An 18,883-nucleotide genomic window follows, 5' to 3' on the forward strand; every position below is an offset into this window, starting at 1 on the left:
AACAATCCCTTTCTTTCTGTGATTTAGAGCTTTACATACCTCGGTGTAGTGAGTTTTTCAAACTAGAAAAAGAGTGTTACTAATCCATCAACATAGAAAAAAGCCACACAACCAAAATACATTACAATTGATCTGCCTCTTCTTTTCATGAACAACGTAGGTTCCCCGTTATCTTCCTGGGGAAAAGGGGTCGCGTCTTGACATAGGACAAAACTTCAGAGTTACAACATGAACGCAAAAAACGCCGCCCAGGAGTGCGGCACTTCACGGGCTATGTCGTTACATGGACGGGTGATTTTAGCCGAATCGGCGGCGGTTTTTACCCATTTTGATTGGTAGTGCCGGGGTCGGCCGACGTGAAGGTCTTTTCGGAAAGCCGGGTGTGCGAAGACGGGTCCGATTATAAACCATAAGTTTTTTTCTTCATTTACATCATGGCCGTATGATCAATACGCGGGACCGCCCTGTCCCCGGCCTTCTTTTTATCCTCCCTTACACAATCAAAAATTAAACGATCATTACCCTTCGTGTTGCATGAATAATGGAGAAGGATTTTGGTTTTTCGGGTAAATGGTGCGCAAGCATACCATTATCCAATACCTCCGGTTCCCGAGCGTAGGGTGCGGCTCCCGCACCAACCAAAAGGAAAAGAGGTCGCGTCTTGACATAGGACAAAACCTCAGGGTTACAACATGAACGCAAAAAAAGCCGCACAGGAGTGCGGCGCTCCACGGGCTGTGTCGAACCTGCGTTGTATTGATACGCATTCTCGTGTAATGATTGTAAATAAAACGAAGGATGAACCCATGAAGACAACGACCCTGAACATAGAAGAGACAACTCTGGAGCGGGTTGATGGTCTGGCCAAACGCTTGAACCGTCCACGCTCCTGGGTGATCAACCAGGCCATTGATCGCTTTCTGGATTATGAAGAGTGGTTTGCAAAAGAGGTCCATGAAGGCCTGAATGAGGTCAAGAGGGACGATCTTGCCAGTAGGGATGAAGTGGCAGAGACGTTCAGAAAGTGGGGGATAGATGCTCCTTAAGTGGACGCATGCAGCCCTTAAAAATATCGATGATGCCGTGGAATATATTTCACAGGATCGACCTGACGCCGCAAAGAAGGTCGCTCGAAAAATATGGAGCGCGGCAAATAGCCTGATCGATCATCCGGAGCTTGGTCGACCCGGCAGGGTTCTTGGTACGCGGGAATTAATTGTTACCGGTCTTCCTTTTATCCTACCTTACACCATCAAAGATCAAACGATCATTATTCTTCGTGTCATGCATACATCCCGCAAATGGCTTAGCCCTGATATTTCAGGGAAGGGGGGCGCGTCTTGACACAGGGCAAAACCTCAGAGGTGCAGCTATACCGCAAAAAAAGCCGCACAGGAGTGCGGCGCTCCACCGGCTATCTCGGATATGGGCAGGTGATATGAACCCGAATTGTTGGAGCCTTTGGCTTGTTTTTGATTTCGTCTGCCGATGGCCGCATCTGCGTGCATCTGTGTTCATCTGCGGCTGAATTGTTTCCCCCCCGCTTTCGAGGTGGCCCATCTTGCCGCCGGAGGCAGTTTTGCTTTTTTTAAAAGTGATGGAGCGTAGCGACTCCTTGAACGAAGCACGAAGAACCAAGCCCGAAGAACAATTTTTCATAACCCGCTTTCGAGATGTTTTTAGCTACAGTGGCTTCGCCACCCTCGCCACCGGAGGCTTCTTTTTGTTTTCTCAGGCGTCCTGGTGTCGGAACAGGCAATACATGATGAAACCTCTTCTCGAAACTCATAGCCATTAATCGTCTCATGGGGTATAAAATGTAATGTCATTTAGCCTGGATATTTCGTCATAAAAAGATGTTTATCGCCTATATTAACGAGGCCAATCAGCTCTTTTTGGCATGGCTCGGCCCCCCCCCATGTGAACGTCAAATATGAACCTCTCTCCTGAGCGAATAGCCTCCGTCCCATCGACATTGTGACCCTGTCCCATCTTTAACAACGGCCCCTGACGATCACGCTCACCGGCTGCGCCTTCCACAGAAGCTACCCTTTCTTGCTACCCCCAACAGAAACACCGAGGGAACCATGATCGAGCTCAAGGAAACAATCTCTGTTCGCAGGCCCATTGACGATGTATTTCGCTATCTCAGCGACTTCACAAACATTGAGCAGTGGGACCCCGGTGTGGTGCGGTCGGTGATGGTATCGCAAGGCCCGGTGCAATTGGGGGCAGCCTTTGAACTGACGTTGAGGTACCTGTTCTTTCCGGTCCGAATGATCTACACCATCGCTGAATACGAGGCCCCTTACCGGGTGGTTCTCAAAGGGATGGGAGGCTCTTTTTCTGTGACGGATACCATCGAACTGTCTGGGAATGGGCCTCAAACACAGGTGACCTATACGGCGGCCTTTGTTTTTTCCGCATTATCTCCCCGGTTGGTGAAGATGATGAAACCCGCGTTGACCCTCATTGGCAAAGCATCCATGGCGGGAATGAAAAAAGCACTCTCCCCCATTGCCCGTCCCCCTCAATCCGTGTCCCTCTTTTCGGCTCGTTCGCACCCCATGGATGTCGCTGCCGATCGGTTGATCCTGCCAGGGGCTCTGGGGTTCAGCACATGGGGCCACCGCTTAAGCAAATCCTTCTGGAGGGCCAATGCAGAGTCTCTCACCCGACAAACCGTTGTGTTAACCGGTGCCACATCGGGCCTCGGAAAAGCCGCGGCCCTGGGCCTTGCTCGGCGGGGGGCCAAGCTCACCTTTATCGCCCGGAACCGGGAAAAGGCCCTTGCCACCCAAAGGGAGCTCTCCCAAAAAACAGGCAACAACCACATCGACTTTTACATCGCCGACCTGGGCCTCATGGCAGACATAAAAAAGGTGGCCGAAGCCATCCTCCACGACAAACCATCTCTGGATGTATTGATCAACAACGCCGGCGCGATGTTCGCCGAGCGTTCGGAAACCGTCGAAGGTCTTGAAAAAACTTTCGCCACCAACCTGTTGGGTCCCTTTTTTCTCACCCGACACCTCCTGGAGGGGCTCTCCAGAACAAAGGCTCCTCGGATCATCAACGTCTCTTCCGGCGGGATGTACACCCAGAGAGTTCATGTGGCTGACCTGGAGATGAATCACCAAGCTTATGACGGGGCCACCGCCTATGCATGGGCCAAACGAAGCCTCGTCATCCTCACCGAACTCTGGGCAGAGCAGCTCAAGCAAAAAAATATGTCCGTGCATGCCATGCACCCCGGATGGGTGGACACCCCGGGCCTGTCCACATCCCTTCCCCGGTTTCATCAACAGATCCGCCCCTTGCTGCGAACACCGGAGCAGGGAGCCGACACCCTTGTCTGGCTGGCATCGGCCATGGAACCCGGCCAGTGCTCCGGCCTGTTCTGGCTCGACAGGCGGCCCCACATCACCCATGTCTTTGCTGGAACCCGCGAAACCGATGACGAGCGAAGGCAGCTTTGGAAGGCCTTGGAAGCCTATGAAAAGAAAAGGCTTTCTATGGTTAAAGTGGGCAGGGAAAGCCTGCCTCCGGCGGCCAGGGGATGATCCCCTGGACCCCAGGTTGCAAATGCCCTCTCCCTTCGTTCCTCAGGGTGAAGACATTCGCGAAGGTTTCTATGAAATCGAACAAGGCCTGTTTGTCAAACCTGTCTTTATAAAATCAGGCGTAACTATTCAGCTCCAAAAAAAGCCTCCGGCGGCAAGGTGTGCCACCTTGAAAGCTGCTTGCGGATGCGCTTTGCCCCTCGTTCCTCGGGTCAAATCACATCCGCCTTTAAACAAAATTCATTCAAAAAGAATTTTTTAAGACCTGTTTGTTAAACTTTTGAAAAGTTTAGCCCCCGGCAGGCCTCTTTAACCCCAAGGCTCAGATAAGGATCATGATGTTGCCGATAAAGACTCTCATCCCAACCCTTCTGTTTTTTTTGAGCACGGTGCTTCCGAGCCATGCCCTGGACCCCGTCGTCACCATCGACGGGGTCCGTTTTGCCTTGATCTGCCAGGCAGACAAAGGGACTCTCAAACTTCGGGGTGTTGCCACATTGCGGTATCTGAAATTCATCAGGGCCTATGCCGGGGGCCTGTATATGCCTGAGAACGTTTTATCCAACGATGTGCTTTCGGATGTCCCCAAGCGTCTGGTTCTTGAATACTTCCAGTCCATCGAGGCCGAAGACTTCGCAGAGGCCACGCGCACCATGGTCGAAAAGAACACCGACACAGAAACACTGTCCCGCATTGCCCCCGCCCTGGACCGCCTCTGCCTGGCCTACCGGACGGTTGCCCCCAAAGACCGCTACGCACTGACCTACATTCCCGAAAAAGGCCTGGATCTGTCCCTCAACGACACCCTGCTGGGAACGTTTGAAGGGGCAGACTTCGCCCGGGCCATATTTTCCATCTGGATCGGGGAAAAACCCATCAATAAACACTTCAGAGACAGGTTGCTGGGGCCACGTTGACGCCTCGGCGGAAAGGACCGCAAAAAAAGCCGCACAGGAGTGCGGCGTTCCACGGGCTATGTCGTTGCATGGGGAGGTGATAGGAACCTTACCTGTTGGCGGCTTGGCCCATTTTTGAGTCCGCCTTCCCGGTGTTTTTCAGCGGCGCAGCCGCATCTGCGTGATTCTGTGTTTTTTGGTTATCCCGCCGTCACGATTCAGCACCACAAAAAGGCCTCCGGTGGGCTGCGTCGAGCTTGCGTTGTATTGATTTCCATTCTCGTGTAATGATTGTGCATCAAACGAAGACTGATCCCATGAAAATAAAGGCCCTGCAGACAGGAGAGACCCCCTGGTCTGTAGGATGAGAGGGGCCATCGGAGGCATTTTTGTCATGGCATTCATGGCCGAAGAGAGTCGTCAGGGAGTCCGACGTCAAACTCAGAGCGGGCTGCAACGGCATATTCCGGACAATTCACCTGAAGATAGAAACGATGACCATTGCAATCACGTTAATAGGGCTAATCATATTTGTTGTCGGCGGAATTCATCTTTTGATAGAAGCTTTCGGTCAAAGTATCTTTTGGGGATTGGGATGTTTTTTCATAAACCCTGTATGCATCGTTTTTATCCTGTGTTTTTGGGGTGTTGCTAAAAAACCGTTTTTTACTCAGTTGGTCGGATTTGTCTTGATTCTTATAGGACTTAACCTGCATGGTTAGGAACGAACATTCATTAACGTAGCCACAATTGCCCGAGGCAACTTACACACACATTTTTTTAATTTGTTTATCCGTGCGATGACACCGAGACGGGCAGGAAGAAATATGAATACGAAAGATCCATGGGCAGTTATTGCCAATCGTTATCCTGAAGGTGCTCGTTTAGAAGGGCGCGTAACCGGGCTTGTTGAATACGGGTGTTCTGTTGAACTCGAAGAGGGTGTTGAGGGGTTTCTTCACGTCTGCGATATGCATTGGGGTACCCGTTCGATTCACCCCTCTAAAATAGTAAACGTGGGTGACCTTATTGACGTGATGGTTCTTCGGCTCAGTGAAGAAGGTCGTCGTATCTTTCTTGGGCTTAAACAATGTCAGGACAACCCATGGAGAGCTATTGCCAGCCGTTATCCTGAAGGTTCCCGTGTCGAAGGGCGTGTAACCCGGATTGTTGACTACGGAGTTTTCGTTGAAGTCGAAGAGGGCTTTGACGGGCTTGTTCTCGTATCTGACTTGCATTGGACCGACAGGAACATGCACCCGTCTAAAATGGTGAACGTCGGTGACCTTGTTGAGGTGATGGTATTGGATATCTGCGTAGAACGCGGGCGTCTTTCGCTTGGCCTGAAACAGTGCAGAGACAACCCGTGGGAGTTATTTGCCCGTACTTACAAACCAAAGGACAGGGTTTCAGGTAAGATTCAGTCCATCACACATATCGGTATCTTTATCGAACTTGAAGGCGGGGTTGTCGGCCTTGCTTTCCTTTCGGACATCCCATGTGGTGATCAAGGAGAAGACGTGCTTCGAGACTTCAGGGAAGGCGAAGAAATCGATGCTGTCGTTCTGCATGTTGACGCAGAGCGTGAACGTGTCAACTTAGGTGTCTTTTGCCTGGCTCAATAATATTTGCCTGATTCAATAATCAGCATTTTGGGGTAGCTCTGGCTGGGGCAAGCCCCCGACAAAAAAGCCGCGACGGAGCACGGCGCGCCCAGGAGGGGCCGTTGGAGCCTCCACTCCACCTTCAAACGTGTAACCCTGTTTTGACCCACCCCCGAAAAACGTTTTTTTCCACCCGCTTTCGAGGTCGCTCACCTCGCCGCCGGAGGCCGTTTTTGCTTTTTTAAAAAAATGATGAAGCGCAGCGACTCCTCGAACGAAGCACGAAGAACCAGGCACGAAGAACGTTTTTTCATTTGTTCCTCTGTCCTTATCGTTTTTGAAACACCCCTTCACAAATCGGAATTTCCCAGGCCTCGCATTTTAGTTTCTGAGCAAACGAGGGGTCGATGACGTCTTCGCGTGTCCGGTGGATCAGGGCCACTACGGTGAGGGAGTGGATGGCGGGGATCAGGGGAATCCAGTGGGCGGCACCTTCGGTTGAGAGGCGGGCCAGGATTTTTTCGCCTTGCCAGAGGCCGGTGACGTTTTTGCGGGTGGCAAGGGTCAGGGAATCTCCGACGGAGAGGGCGGCCAGGGTGTGATGGATGGGGGCCTGGGGGATCATCTGGCCGGCAAAATCGAGGAAGAGGTGGTCCATGCCGATGAGTCGGTAGCGGAAGTCGGGGAGAGGGGGAGCGATCGGGGCGGTGCAGGGTTTGTGGGGGGCTTTTTGGACGGGGGCGATGTGGGGGTTTTGCGCTCCTATAAGAGAGAAGAGGGTGAGGGTTTCCATGGCGCGGGTCATGGCGACGTAGTAGAGGCGTCGTTCCTCTTCGATGGTTTTCGGGTGGTTTGGCCAGCCGCCGTCCAGGACGAAGACGTGTTTGAACTCCAGGCCCTTGGCCCCGTGGGCGGTGCTCAGGAAAATCCCTTTTCCGCTGCGTTTTTCGCGGCGTTCTTCCCGGGCGGCGGTGTGGAGGAAGTCGATGAGGTGACCGGCCTGTTGGCGGGAGTTCGCAGTCTGGGCTTCCCAGTCCCTTAAAGTTTCTATAAGAAACCTACCCCCGGGGCCTTCGGGGGTGAGGAGGCCCTGGGCGGCGAGTGGGTCGGAGAGGGCGGTGGCGGTGAAGCGTTCGGTTTTATGGCTTTTCAGCCAGGCGGAGGCGTTGAGGAACTCCCGGGTCCGGGTGATGGAGAAGCCGGCGCCGCCGGAGAGGGAGAGCGAGACGGGGAGGTTTTCGGCACTCAGGGCGGTGCGGACCAGGGAGAGGGGGGCGTGGTCCATGCCGGTGCGGGAGAAGACGGCGATATCGGACGGGGTGGTGTCCGGGTCCAGGTCGAGGAGGCGCTTGATGTCTGCGGCGATGAACCGGGCCTGGTCCGAGAGGTTTTTGGCAGAAACAATGCGCACGTGGCCCTGGGTTTCGGGGTCGAGGGTTTCCCACCGGCCTCCTTTCGGGGCCTCCTGGCGGGCTTTGTTGACGGTGAGGGGGAGCTCGGCTTTCATGCGGGCGTGGTTTTCGGCGATGAGGGCGTTGGCGGCGGCGATGATGCGGGCGGTGGAGCGGTAGTTCTCCACCAGATGGCTGGTTTGGGCCTGGTAGTCGCTCTGGAACTCCTTGATGTAGGTGACGCTGGCGTCCCGGAATCCGTAGATGGCCTGGTCGTCATCGCCCACGGCAAAAAGGGAAAGCCTGCCGTCGCCGTCCATTTTGTTTTTTCCTGCAAGGGCTGCCACGAGTTTGTACTGCCTGCCATCGATGTCCTGGTACTCATCCACTAAAATGTGTTCGATGCCGCCTAAAAGGCGTTCCCTGCGTGTGTCGGCCTCCAGCCCTTCGGGGGCGTCTTCTCCGTTTAGCATGGCAACGGCCTCGTCGATGACCCCGTCCAGGCTCATGGTGAGGTTTTCTCCGCGTCCTTCGGGGGTTTTGCCGGTGATGGCCAGGGCCAGGGCGTGGTAGGTCATGACGGCGATGCCCCGGGCGTGGTTTGCCACAAGGTCCCGGAGGCGTTTTCTCAGCTCCACGGCGGTGGCGTGGTTGAAGCAGAGGACGAGGATGGATTGGGGCCGGACCCGCTGGACCTTTACCAGATGGGCGCAGCGATGGACGATGGTGCGGGTTTTGCCGGAACCGGGGCCTGCCAGGACCAGGCGGCTCTCCTCGGCCGGGGCGGTGACGATGGCTTCCTGATCCGGGTTGTGAAGTTCTTCGACGATGCGTTTCCAGGAAGCTTCCCCGGTGGCCAGGGCGAGGAACTCCTCTTTGTCGGGGAAGTAGCGCTTGATAAAGGCCCGTTTGCCCAGGGAGAAGTAGGCCATGACGAGGTTTAAGGCCCGGCTCATTTTCGTCAGGCCCTGGCGTGCGAACTCGTTCATCACATGGACCTGAAAGGTGCGCTGGCTGTAGTGGCTGATCAGGGGCTCGTAATCTTTTTTGGAGTATTTGCGTCCTTTGGCCGCCTCGGTGAGGCGCAGGGTCATGGCCTGCCGGAAGACGGTGAGCCCTTTTTGAAGGGTGATTACCTCCTGTTCGTGGAGAAAGAGAAGGCCCCGGTCCATGGCCGCCAGCATTTTTGTCTCATCCACATGAAGGTTCAGGTCCCTGCGGATGGCGTCCGCCAGATCGGTGCTGGTAAAGGAGGCGAGAAGGGCTCCCTGTTGGGCTTTGGCACCGCCCACGGCCTCGGTGATGGCCGCAAGGAGGGTGTAGGCGAGGTTGTGGCGGCGGCCCATGATGGTGGAGATCGTCTCCCACTCCCGGTTCAATTTGATGAGAAACCGGCTCTGGTGCTGGTGACGCATGTCGAGGCTCGTGCCTCCTTTTTCCCCTCGTCCATCCCGGCTGAGGCTTTTTAACAAAGATTGAATGACCGGAGTTTTGGCTTCCTCAAATCCGTCTGCCACCATTTTGCGGCAGAGATGGGTCATGGACAGCGGCAGCCATGCCTCGCCCTTGCCTTCGGGGTGCTCTTCCATGAGGGCTTTGAGCATGCCCTTTTCAAGGGCGCAGCGGGCATCCAGGAGTGTCTTGGACTTGTTGAGCCCCTTGGCCGTGACCCAGGCGGTCATGGTGGCGCCTTTGGTTAACAGGCCGGCTTCGGCCATCTGGTGCACCAGCGAGAGGATTGCCCGGGAGTCTTCGAAGGCCCCTTTTTTCACCACCCCCATGGCCCCGAGTTGCTCGGCGATGCCGTCGGCGCTTAAACCTTCATCCGGGCTGGTGCCGTCGAAGATGCGGAGCACCGCCTCCCAGAGGCGCCGTGTGTTGGCCGGGAGGTTGAGCCGGTCCAGGTGGTGGGAGAGGTCCCCGTCGCTGGCATGGACCGGCTTGCCGTTGAAGACCGAGGTGCGGTTTTCATTTCTCTCCACGTAGCCCGCCCGCTCCAGCCAGGAGATGGCCGCCTTCACCAGGGTGTCGCCCCGGTCCCCGGCGTCGTCGGAGAACGAGAGCTCCACGTTGTGGCGGCGCAACAGCTCTCCTGCGGTCATCACGATCTCGCCGTTGGCGTCTTTATGAGCGTTGGCGACTTTGAGCTCCTTGAGGATTTTGGCGATATCCCCCTGGGTGAGTTCGGACATGGCGTTGAAGTCGAACTGGGTCTCGATGTCTTTGTCTGCGTAGAGAAGGACGCAGTGGGCCTCTTTCTGGTCCCGTCCGGCCCGGCCCGCCTCCTGGAGGTAGTTCTCTAAAGACCCCGGGATGTCCGCGTGGATGACGAGGCGGACATTGTCTTTGTCGATGCCCATGCCAAAGGCGTTGGTGGCGGCGATGACCGGGGTTTCCCCGCGGGTGAAGCGATCCTGCACCTCTTTTTTCACCGGGGCGGGCAGGGCGCCGTGGAAGGCCTCGGCCTTCCATCCGGCAGCGTCGAGGGCGTCGGCAAAGGTTTGGGTCCGTCGTCTTGTGGCGCAGTAGATAATGGCCGATCCGTTTGGGGGGGTGCCCAGGTGGGTTTCCAGAAGCCCCAGGATGGTCTCCTCTTTTTCCGCCTCCACCACCATCTGGATGTCAAAGCTGAGATTTTCCCGCTCCACGCCCCCTTCAAAAAGCGAAAGGTCCACCCCCAACTCCGTGTCGAAATGATCCACAAGCTCTTTCATTACCTCTTTCTTGGCCGTGGCCGTGTAGCAGGTGATCTGGGGCGGTTTTTCGCTTTGATGATTTTCCCGGATAAAGCGTGAAGCGTAGAGGTAATCGGGCCGGAAATCGTGACCCCACTTGGAGAGGCAGTGGGCTTCGTCAAAGATCCAGCAGTCGATCTCCCGGGTGGCCAGGATCTTGACCACAGAAGGATTCCTCAGTTGCTCCGGGGAGAGGTAGAGCAGCCCGATCTCTCCCATGCGCACCGCTTCCAGGGCTTCTCCCCGCTCCTGGGGGGTGAGCATTCCGTAAACCGCGCCCACCGCTTCGGTGCCCAAGCGCCCTTTCAGGTTGTCCACCTGGTCTTTCATGAGGGCCTGCAAGGGGGAGAGGATGACGGAGAGCACGCCTCGCCGCTGATACCGCACCAGGGCGGGGAGCTGGTAACACAAAGATTTTCCGCCCCCTGTGGGCAGAATGCCGAGGAGCGAGTCGCCCTGCATGGCCGCCAGCACCAGGTCGTGCTGGAGGTGTCGCCCGTCGGGGAGGGGTCGGAAGTCGTGAAAACCGAAATATTTTTCAAGCTGGGTGCGGGGGTTGTGGATGCCCTCGCAATAGGGGCACGCTGCCTTACCGCAGGGGGTTTCCCGCAGAACGGAGAGAATTGTTTTTACCAGGGGGAAGGTGTGGCGGACCCAAGGGGGGAGCACGGAGCTGCCGTCGGCCACGGTGAGCCATGCCAGGGCGTAGGAGGCAGAGAGCCAGAACTGGGGCTCTTGTGAGAGGTCGAATACCCCGGATAGTCCATGGGGGCAGACCTTCCCTTCGGCCACGGAGAAGAGAAGCTCCAGGGCCTGGGTGTCCGAGAGATCGGTTTCAACGGATTCGGTGCCGAAGAGGGGGGCCATGGCCCCACAGGGCGATCCGGCCCGGGCAAAGGCGTGGGCGTAAAAAGCCGGGAGCAGGATGTTTTGCGTCCCCAGGGTCTGAAAACTCTCCACCTCGTCTTTTAAAAGCTCCGCCGACAGCCGGGCATCAGCCACGGGATCGTTGCGGCTGGCTGAGACGAGTTTGTAATCTTTGACAAGCCGGTGGTAGGGGTTCTCCGGAAAGGCCAGAGGCGAGAGAATCAGGGTGTCGATGACCGGAAGGGAGAACAGAGCGAGGCCGGGTTGAATTTTTTGAAGCACCGGCAGGTCGTGGCGGCTGATGTTGTGCCCCACGATGGCGGATGCTCCCCGGCAGAAGTCGTCCAGCCTGGTGAGCACGGATGAAAGAGCGGCCCCATTTTGGGCGAACACGGTGTCTCCCCGAACCGCTCCCACAGCGAGAAGGGTCCCGTCCGGGAGGGTCTCAAGGTCAAGATACACGGCCTCTTTTAACAGGTGCTCAGTCATGCATAGGTCACTTTCGATGGTGTTGTCGGCAAAGTCCGGAACAGCATAAATCAGCCGGTGGCAGGGTGGAGCCTCCTTGAAAGCGGGTTGTGAATGCTCTACGGCTGTCGATTCCCCGGATCAAATGATAACTGTCTTTGATTTAATAGTCTTCGTTTGAAAGATCAAGGGGCTCGGATGCCACACCTCCTGACGGGTGCCGCGGGACAGGCCACCCGGATATCGCCTTAGGGAGTGAACGTCTCAGGCGAGCCCGATTTTAAGCGTGATTCGGAGCCGGTGCCGCCTTGCCAGTCATGTGTTCCACATCCACGGCGACCACCGTGGTCTTTTCCCAGGCGTTTTTGATGTAGGTCTCCCCGGCGGGAATATGGTCGGGGGAGAGCCGCTGTACGATGGCCCGCAGCCCCTCTTTTTTTTCATCGCCTTCAAGAATCCTGGCGTTGCCGAAGGCGATGACACTCTGAAACCGGGTGCTGAATTTTTCCGGAACAAGGTCTGCCTGCTTAACGACACAGAAGGAGACCTTTTTGTGGAAGGCGATATTCTCGAGTTTGTGGCCCTTTGTCGCGCAGTGAAAGATGATTTTACCGCCATGAAAAATGTAGTTGAGCGGTATACCATAAGGGTAGCCGTCTTCGCCTATGGTGGAGAGGACGCCGTGTTCTTCAGAGCTTAAAATGGCCAGGGTCTTCTCTTGGCTTAATTCTTTTTCGGCGCGTTTTACTTTTCTGAACACAGGGGCCTCCTTCATGATCTTCGGGGTTGTTGCCTGGAAGCGAATGAGAACGAGTCACAGCATACACAAACCCTGCAGTCATCTAAAGGTTCGGGTTGAAAAAAATCCGGTACGTCTGTCAGCTTGCCACTGAGGGGAGGCGTTGAGGTTTTTCCAGGGTGGCGCTGCGGGGCCTTGGGCTTGAGGCGAAGAGTGCGGTGACGTAAAAATAATGCGCAATAAATTTAAGGCACCGCATCCAAAAGGTTGCGATTCGGGCTGGATTCTTTTGCTTTGAATCAGGTAAATTTTGGCGTTAAATAGCTAAAATTATGAAAAATAGAATTTTCGTAAAAATTTTCCTTATGTTGGCACGAAGCTTGTAATGCCCTCTCTCCAAGAGAATAAATGATATTCATCAATTTAATTTGATGAAGCCGTATTGATTGATAAAGCGTTTGATTTTTTTGGAGGAGATTGTAATGCGCAGCAAGGGACGAATGTTAAAAATGGCCGTGTTGACCGGTCTGATGTTTATGTGGTGTGCCGCCGCCTGGGCCGCACCGCAGGTAAGCCTTAAAACCCCCACCCCCAAGGCGGGGGAGACCTTGGAAATCACCGGGCAGATTGCCCCTGGTGAAGAGCTTTACCTTGTGGTGAGTTCGTCAAAATTGTTCAAGGCCTCGGACTCTTTGGGCTCTGAGGAAGCCACCAAACTGGGTAAAAAGTTTGGCGACACAGAAATTCCCCCTGTTTTCTATGCTCTTACCAGTAACCCTGCGGCTCTGGCCACCCCGAAAACGGTCTCCAAGGGCCAGTGGTTCGCCCCTTTCAGGTGGGATGTCGAAGTCAATAAGATCAACCCGTGGGAGTCCATCCCCGAGGAGGTGAAAAGCAAGCTGGGTTCCGTCTCCACCGCCGCTCAGTGGAAATTTCTCACCTTTACCCATGAGGACAAGTTCGGCATTAACACGATCTCAAAAGAGCGCCCCGTCGGTGGCGGGAACGCCCGTATGATCATGGGTGACGACCCTGCAAAGAGCTGGAACAAGGACGCGTCTGTCACCCTGGATAAGACCACGGGTCAGTTCACCGCCTCATTTAAGGTGAGCAAGATCATTGCTCCGGATACCATACTGGACGTTTTTGTAAACGGCGAAAAAGTCGGTGAAACCTCCATTCAGAAGCGCGGCTTCTACTTTCGCATCGGCGGCACCTACATGAACCCCCTGGTGGTTTTTCTGGGGGCCGTGTTGATCGGATGCATGTTTGTTATCGTGGGGGCCGCCGGTGGTCTCTTTACCGCTGCCTTTCAGATTACCCTTATCGGCACCCAGGGCATGGTGGGCGTCAACGCCGCCAACGCCGTGAAGCCCACCAACCTTTTTTTAAGCCTCTGCTCTCCCATCACCGGGGTCTACTCCTATTTTAAAGAGGGGCGCTTCGCCTGGCCAGTGGCCCTGTTCTTTGTTGCCGGTATTTTGCTGGGAGCCTTCTGGATCGGCCCCACCTATTCTGCCAAGTACCTTCCCATGAAAGCGTACAAGTTTTATCTCGGCTTTTTCTGCCTGCTTCTCTTTATCAAGCTCTGGTACGAATCCACCCAAAAGTCCATCAACAAAAACAAGGCTGTGAAGGCCATCGTTAAGAAGTTTGATGTGGAGATGGCCGCTGCCAAGAAAGAGGGCCGTGCGGCCAACATGGGTAAAGTGGTCCTGGAAAAAGGGTGGAACGCCACCAACATTCATTTCTCGTTCTGGGGAGAGGCCTTCCATGCCAACCCCATCGCCCTTTTCTTCGGTGGGATTGTTATCGGCTGTATCGCCTCTGCCTTTGGCGTGGGCGGCGGGTTTATGCTGGTGCCCTTTATGACCACCATCATGGGATATCCAATGTACCTGGCCGTGCCCATCTCCCTTTGCGGCACCTTTGGAACTTCCGTGGGCGGGATTTCGCGCTATATTCTCTCAGGCTACTCTCCCGATTGGATCATGGCCGCCCTCATTGCTGTGGGATCCATCATTGGTGGAAAAATCGGGCCTAAAATTCAGAAGAAGCTCCCCGAAATTTTTCTGAAACGTGCCCTTGCATTGATTCTCCTGATCGTGTTTCTTAAATACACCAACGCGATCCCTTTTCTCCGATAGGGCGAGAAAGATATGTGTTACGCCGTGGAGATATCGCTGACTGAACGTCGGCTGAACATAACGATTCCGGCCCCCTTCAAACGGGGGCCGCACATCCCAGGAGGTTTATCATGAACTATACCGAAGCACATAATTCCTTTATCTGGAACTTTCGCCTTGATTTCGACCCTGTCGGCATTCGCTATATCTTTGATGAAGAAGAGATCGCAACGCTTCCTGTCACCCACAGGTCCAAAGCAAAAATTTCCTATTGTATGCATCTGGCAGCGGCCCGTTCTGCAAGGCACAGCCTCTTTATGGCCCCGGATCGTCTCCTCTGCAAAAATGCCCAGCCTGTCTTTGGCTTTCGAGAGCTTACCAGGGAGGTGGACGGCAAGAACCACGAAAAATACCTCCTTGATCCAGAACTCTCCTGGGACGCACCCCAACAGAAAGCAAGGCTTGAGGTGGGTGCCTGCAAGGGCATCTTCATGGCACCCCTGGACACCTTCGATGATGCAGGTATCGATCCCCATGTGGTCTTCATCATGGCGGTGCCCTTTCAGGCGTATCACATTATGAATGATTACATGGGTGCCACCGGGAAACCCAATTTGACCCTTTTTACTACCCCCAACTCGGCGGTTTGCTCAGGCAGCGTTTACGCATACAACAACAACACCCTGAACATGACCACCATGTGCGCAGGGGCCAAGTCTTCCGGTAAGTCCGAAATGAACTACATGAATGTTTTCGTGCCCGGAACTCAGATCCTCGATACCGCAGCTCAGCTCCAGAAGCGAATCGATGAGACCGGCGGTCCTTCTCTCCTTGGCAAGGGCGGTCAGCCCTGGCCCGGTCTGGATGTCTGCTCCGGCTGCCCCATGGTGAGATTTGAGAAGGTTGAAAAGTAAGTTTGCAAGGGGATTCTTTGGAGCGCCGCACTCCGGTGCGGCTTTTTCCTCGCTCCCAGGCTCTGCCTGGGTGTGTGGAGAGCAAGGCTCCGCCTTGCCGGGTTGGGGTGTGGCAAAAGGTAACCCCATTTCATCGGTTTCGGTGAACTCGAACATGGAGGCAGATCCTCCGGTAGAGCGTTACCAGGCGGAGCCTGGGAACGAGCCCGATTGCATCGGGGGGGGACCGGGGATCGCAACGGTATTCGTTTGAATGCCGCACTCCGGTGCGGCTTTTTGAGGTTTTTATGGATGCATTAAGTAATCTGTTGGATATGGGCGCGGAGTGGGTTTTTGGCGGGCTGGTGATCCCGCTGATGAAGTGCCTGGCCTCGTTGATCAGCCTGTGTTTTGTTCCTGTTTCCGGTCTGTCGCCAGCTTGGCAGATCTGTGTGGCGGCGCTTCTGGGCGCGCTGCTCTCCATGGCGTTGACCCGGATGCGGAAAGGGGGGGAGGCCACCGAGGCCGAGGGGCGGTTTAAAGAACGCCTGGCCGCCAAACGAAGCGCGTGCGAGATTGATGACAAGGCGGTGCGAAGTGCGGTATATAAGGGGCTGGATCAAGAAGCCGATGAGGCGTATGAGCACGTGATGCTGGATACGTTTTTTGAAATGGGCGTCACCTATCTGTTTCCCATGTTTCTTTTCCTGCTTTGGATTGAATACCATGCCTTCTCTCCGGATCAACTGGAGTTGCTCACGGGCAGCCGGGGGCTGGTGCTGCCCGGGGGTCCGCAAACCATCGGGGCTGGGGCGTTGTATCTTTATCTTTATAATTTTACGTTGATCACGGCAGCATTGGGGCGATGGGGGATGAAGAAGGGGAAGAGGGCGATAGGCGATAGGCAATAGGCGATAGGCAATAGGCAATAGGCGATAGGCGATAGGCAATAGGCGATAGGCAATAGGCAATAGGCGATAGGCGATAGGCAATAGGCAATAGGCCATGGGCGATAGGTCATAGGCGATAGGTCATAGGCGAGGGGCGAGGAGTCGCTCGACCATCCATTATAAAAAAGCCATGCGCCTGTGGCGACATCTTAAGCTTTCAGGGCTCCCATCCTCTTGATCGTTACAATAGCGGGTATATCCGGTCACGGTGGGAAAGAGTGGCGGTTTGCCGGAATTTAATTCATTCTCATCATTTCGGGCTTCCCGATGAAAGATGGGCACGCTTCGCGCTTTGCCCATCCTACGGAGCCTTCGTGGTGCTGCCGGTGAAAGGACCTCTACAGCATGATACGCATTGTCAGTCTTTTTGTTTTCTTTTTTTTCCTGGCGGCCTTACCGGCCCATGCCACCCAGGGCCATGGGGGGATTGAGGGCATCCTGGTTCACCAGGCGGCCCACCTTCTTTTTGCGCTGGCCATGGGGTTTCTGGCGTTTCGTATCAAGCGGGATGAATTGCGTGTTCAAAAGGGGTGGCGCAATGTTCAGTATGCGGCCTTTCTTTTTATCCTCTGGAATGTGGATGTGATTTTTGTGCATTTTGTGGATGAACAGGTGGCGCTTGTCACGGTTGAGCGCCTATCCACCGGCCAGCTTCATCTCATCTCATCGATTCCGGGGCTTGCCAGTGTTTATTATATCGCCAAGCTCGACCATCTTCTCTGTGTGCCTGCCATTGTCTTTCTCTGGGTGGGGCTTTGCCAGCTTGTGAACCAGACATTGGCGCGCAGGGATCAGGGGAGAGCGTCATGATCGTCTCTTCTTTTCCCATCATCAGCGTGGATCTCGTCGGTTCTCTGCTGATGATTGTGTTTTCTCTTCTCTGCTTTGAGCGCATGGTGCGGCTCACCTCCCTGGACAAAGAGAACATCCTCTGGACCTATCTTCTTTTTGTCTGCGCAGCCCTCTCCATTTTTGCCGTCTCTCGATCCGCGGGTCATATCGTCAAGCAACTTCTTTTTTTGATTGAGGTCCCGGGGGTGTGGGAGCATATTCGTCCCTTCAGTGGCTCGGTGAATACCCTGACCTTTATCCTTGTGGCCTCGGTGACCGTTTTTTTCGAGCGGGTCTGGGTGATCAACCGCGCGATTCTAAAAGATCGCAGGGCCTTGAGACAGGCCCATGAAGAGCTCTCCTGGCTTAACCGTAACCTGGAGGCCCGGGTGGATGAGCGCACCCAAGCCCTGGCCGTGTCGGAGAAGAAGTATCGCAGGATGTTCGAACTCTCCGAGGACATGATCCTGGTGACTTCCGGTGAGGGGCAGATCCTGGCTCTGAACCCGGCCGGGGTGGCCCAGCTGGAAGACGGATCGCGACTGGGGCCAGGGGCCTCTTTGGGGGCGCTTTTTGTCCATGGAGACGCGTTTGACTCGATTTTGGAGACCCTCTCCCGGGAAGGCCGGATCAGAAACAGCGAGGTGACCTTAAGAGGGGTGGGGGGCCGTCCCTTTCGCGCGCTGGTGAGTGGCGTCACCCTCACGGACGTGGACAGTCGGGAAGGGACCCTTCTGTTTATGGTGCGGGACGTGGATGAGACCCTTACCCTGCGGGAAAAGATGGCCACCACCGAAAAACTGGCGGCCGTGGGGGAGCTCTCTGCGGGCGTGGCCCATGAAGTGAACAACCCCCTGGGCATTATTCTCGGCTACACCCAGCTCCTCAAACGAAGCGCCGAGGATGAGAGCACCCTCAAAGAAGATCTTACCGTCATTGAAAAACACGTCATCGGCTGCAAAAAGGTGGTGGAGTCCCTGCTGAACTTTGCCCGGAGCGGTCCCTCTGAAAAAAGTCCCTGCCATCTTCATCGGATCATCGAGGAGGTTCTTGCTTTTACCCGCCACCAGGCCGAAATGGATGGGATCCAGGTGGTCACTGAACTGGCCGATACCCTGCCGGAGATCTATGCCGACGCGGAAAAGATCAAGCAGGTGCTTATTAATCTCATCATCAACGCCGTTCACGCCATCGATGGAAAAGGCGAGATCCACGTCACCACAGGCCTGGAGGAGCCAGGCACCGTGTTTATCACCGTGGCTGACACCGGCTCCGGCATGGACGCAGACATCCGCTCCCGAGTCTTTGACCCCTTCTTCACCACCAAACCCACGGGCACCGGCACCGGCCTTGGCCTCTCCGTGAGCTACGGCATTATAAAAAACCATGGAGGCGAGATCGATGTCATCAGCACCCCCGGCAAGGGGACGGCGTTTACGATCCATTTGCCGACAGCAGGTTAAAAACAGGCAATGGGCAATGGGCGATAGGCAATAGGAAAAACCTGGCTCTGAGGCATGCCTCAGCAAAAAGAGCTGCGACGGAGCACGGTGCGTAGAGGCGGCTGTCACGACACCCGCATTGTTCGAGTTTTCGACGGTGTGGCCTTTCGGGCGCGCCGTGCTCCGCCGCGGCATTCATGCGACACCGATGGAGAGATGTGACTCGTATGCATAAGAGATCGGGCGCGTGACGATTTTTTTATTTCGTTCCCAGGCTCCGCCTGGTAATGCCTCCCCGGAGGCTCTGCCTCCATGCGTGAAGCCCAGCAACCGATGCGTTTCATCCCTTCGTTGCGGCTTTTCATAAAGCAAGTCGCC

The 18,883-nt window shown here is 55.3% G+C and carries 14 protein-coding genes; 11 read left to right on the forward strand and 3 right to left on the reverse strand.

The features are described 5' to 3' along the window. The first annotated feature begins 806 nt into the window (after nucleotides 1–806). Together Q1Q75_RS16385 and Q1Q75_RS16390 are read left to right on the forward strand one after the other, a co-directional pair. Nucleotides 807–1,046, forward strand: coding sequence for a CopG family ribbon-helix-helix protein (locus Q1Q75_RS16385; RefSeq protein ID WP_300672803.1), 240 nt, complete (start codon nucleotides 807–809; stop codon nucleotides 1,044–1,046). Next, on the forward strand, nucleotides 1,036–1,344 hold the full coding sequence (locus tag Q1Q75_RS16390; protein WP_300672805.1) for a type II toxin-antitoxin system RelE/ParE family toxin: 309 nt from the start codon (nucleotides 1,036–1,038) through the stop codon (nucleotides 1,342–1,344). The genes Q1Q75_RS16385 and Q1Q75_RS16390 overlap by 11 nt, the downstream gene beginning before the upstream one ends. A gap of 244 nt (nucleotides 1,345–1,588) precedes the next feature. Here the strand turns inward: Q1Q75_RS16390 and Q1Q75_RS16395 are convergent, their stop codons facing one another. Then, on the reverse strand, nucleotides 1,589–1,789 hold the full coding sequence (locus Q1Q75_RS16395; RefSeq protein WP_300672807.1) for a hypothetical protein: 201 nt from the start codon (nucleotides 1,787–1,789) through the stop codon (nucleotides 1,589–1,591). A gap of 298 nt (nucleotides 1,790–2,087) precedes the next feature. Here Q1Q75_RS16395 and Q1Q75_RS16400 point away from each other — a divergent pair, with 298 nt between their 5' ends. The 4 genes from Q1Q75_RS16400 (at nucleotide 2,088) to Q1Q75_RS16415 (ending at nucleotide 6,084) form a co-directional block, all read left to right on the forward strand. Beyond that, nucleotides 2,088–3,563 (forward strand): SDR family NAD(P)-dependent oxidoreductase, encoded by a 1,476-nt coding sequence (locus tag Q1Q75_RS16400; RefSeq protein ID WP_300672809.1) that lies wholly within the window; start codon nucleotides 2,088–2,090, stop codon nucleotides 3,561–3,563. A 335-nt stretch (nucleotides 3,564–3,898) separates the two neighbouring features. Next, a complete protein-coding gene (locus Q1Q75_RS16405; RefSeq protein WP_300672810.1) occupies nucleotides 3,899–4,480 on the forward strand; it encodes a chalcone isomerase family protein in 582 nt (193 codons plus the stop codon). Nucleotides 4,481–4,953: 473 nt separating this feature from the next. Further along, the gene (locus Q1Q75_RS16410) at nucleotides 4,954–5,181 is read left to right on the forward strand and encodes a hypothetical protein (RefSeq protein ID WP_300672811.1); all 228 of its coding nucleotides are present in this window, start codon (nucleotides 4,954–4,956) and stop codon (nucleotides 5,179–5,181) included. Between the two features lie 105 nt (nucleotides 5,182–5,286). Next, on the forward strand, nucleotides 5,287–6,084 hold the full coding sequence (locus tag Q1Q75_RS16415) for a S1 RNA-binding domain-containing protein (RefSeq protein WP_300672813.1): 798 nt from the start codon (nucleotides 5,287–5,289) through the stop codon (nucleotides 6,082–6,084). Nucleotides 6,085–6,391: 307 nt separating this feature from the next. Here the strand turns inward: Q1Q75_RS16415 and Q1Q75_RS16420 are convergent, their stop codons facing one another. Continuing rightward, nucleotides 6,392–11,545, reverse strand: coding sequence for a RecQ family ATP-dependent DNA helicase (locus tag Q1Q75_RS16420; RefSeq protein WP_300672815.1), 5,154 nt, complete (start codon nucleotides 11,543–11,545; stop codon nucleotides 6,392–6,394). 259 nt (nucleotides 11,546–11,804) lie between these two features. Continuing rightward, on the reverse strand, nucleotides 11,805–12,284 hold the full coding sequence (locus tag Q1Q75_RS16425) for a pyridoxamine 5'-phosphate oxidase family protein (RefSeq protein ID WP_300672817.1): 480 nt from the start codon (nucleotides 12,282–12,284) through the stop codon (nucleotides 11,805–11,807). Nucleotides 12,285–12,745: 461 nt separating this feature from the next. Here Q1Q75_RS16425 and Q1Q75_RS16430 point away from each other — a divergent pair, with 461 nt between their 5' ends. The 5 genes from Q1Q75_RS16430 (at nucleotide 12,746) to Q1Q75_RS16450 (ending at nucleotide 18,526) form a co-directional block, all read left to right on the forward strand. Next, nucleotides 12,746–14,410, forward strand: a complete 1,665-nt coding sequence (locus Q1Q75_RS16430) for a sulfite exporter TauE/SafE family protein (protein WP_300672819.1) — start codon at nucleotides 12,746–12,748, stop codon at nucleotides 14,408–14,410. Nucleotides 14,411–14,520: 110 nt separating this feature from the next. Continuing rightward, nucleotides 14,521–15,303: a DUF169 domain-containing protein gene (locus Q1Q75_RS16435; protein WP_300672821.1), complete on the forward strand. Its 783-nt coding sequence runs from the start codon at nucleotides 14,521–14,523 to the stop codon at nucleotides 15,301–15,303. A 287-nt stretch (nucleotides 15,304–15,590) separates the two neighbouring features. Then, a complete protein-coding gene (locus Q1Q75_RS16440; protein WP_300672823.1) occupies nucleotides 15,591–16,193 on the forward strand; it encodes a hypothetical protein in 603 nt (200 codons plus the stop codon). A 384-nt stretch (nucleotides 16,194–16,577) separates the two neighbouring features. Further along, nucleotides 16,578–17,042 carry a hypothetical protein gene (locus Q1Q75_RS16445; protein WP_300672825.1) on the forward strand — a complete coding sequence of 155 codons (465 nt, stop codon included), beginning with the start codon at nucleotides 16,578–16,580 and terminating at the stop codon, nucleotides 17,040–17,042. Then, a complete protein-coding gene (locus tag Q1Q75_RS16450) occupies nucleotides 17,039–18,526 on the forward strand; it encodes a nitrogen regulation protein NR(II) (protein WP_300672827.1) in 1,488 nt (495 codons plus the stop codon). Before Q1Q75_RS16445 ends, Q1Q75_RS16450 begins: the two co-directional genes overlap by 4 nt. The last annotated feature ends 357 nt before the right edge of the window (nucleotides 18,527–18,883 follow it).

Source organism: Desulfoluna sp., assembly GCF_030145185.1.
Classification (GTDB): Bacteria; Desulfobacterota; Desulfobacteria; order Desulfobacterales; family Desulfolunaceae; genus Desulfoluna.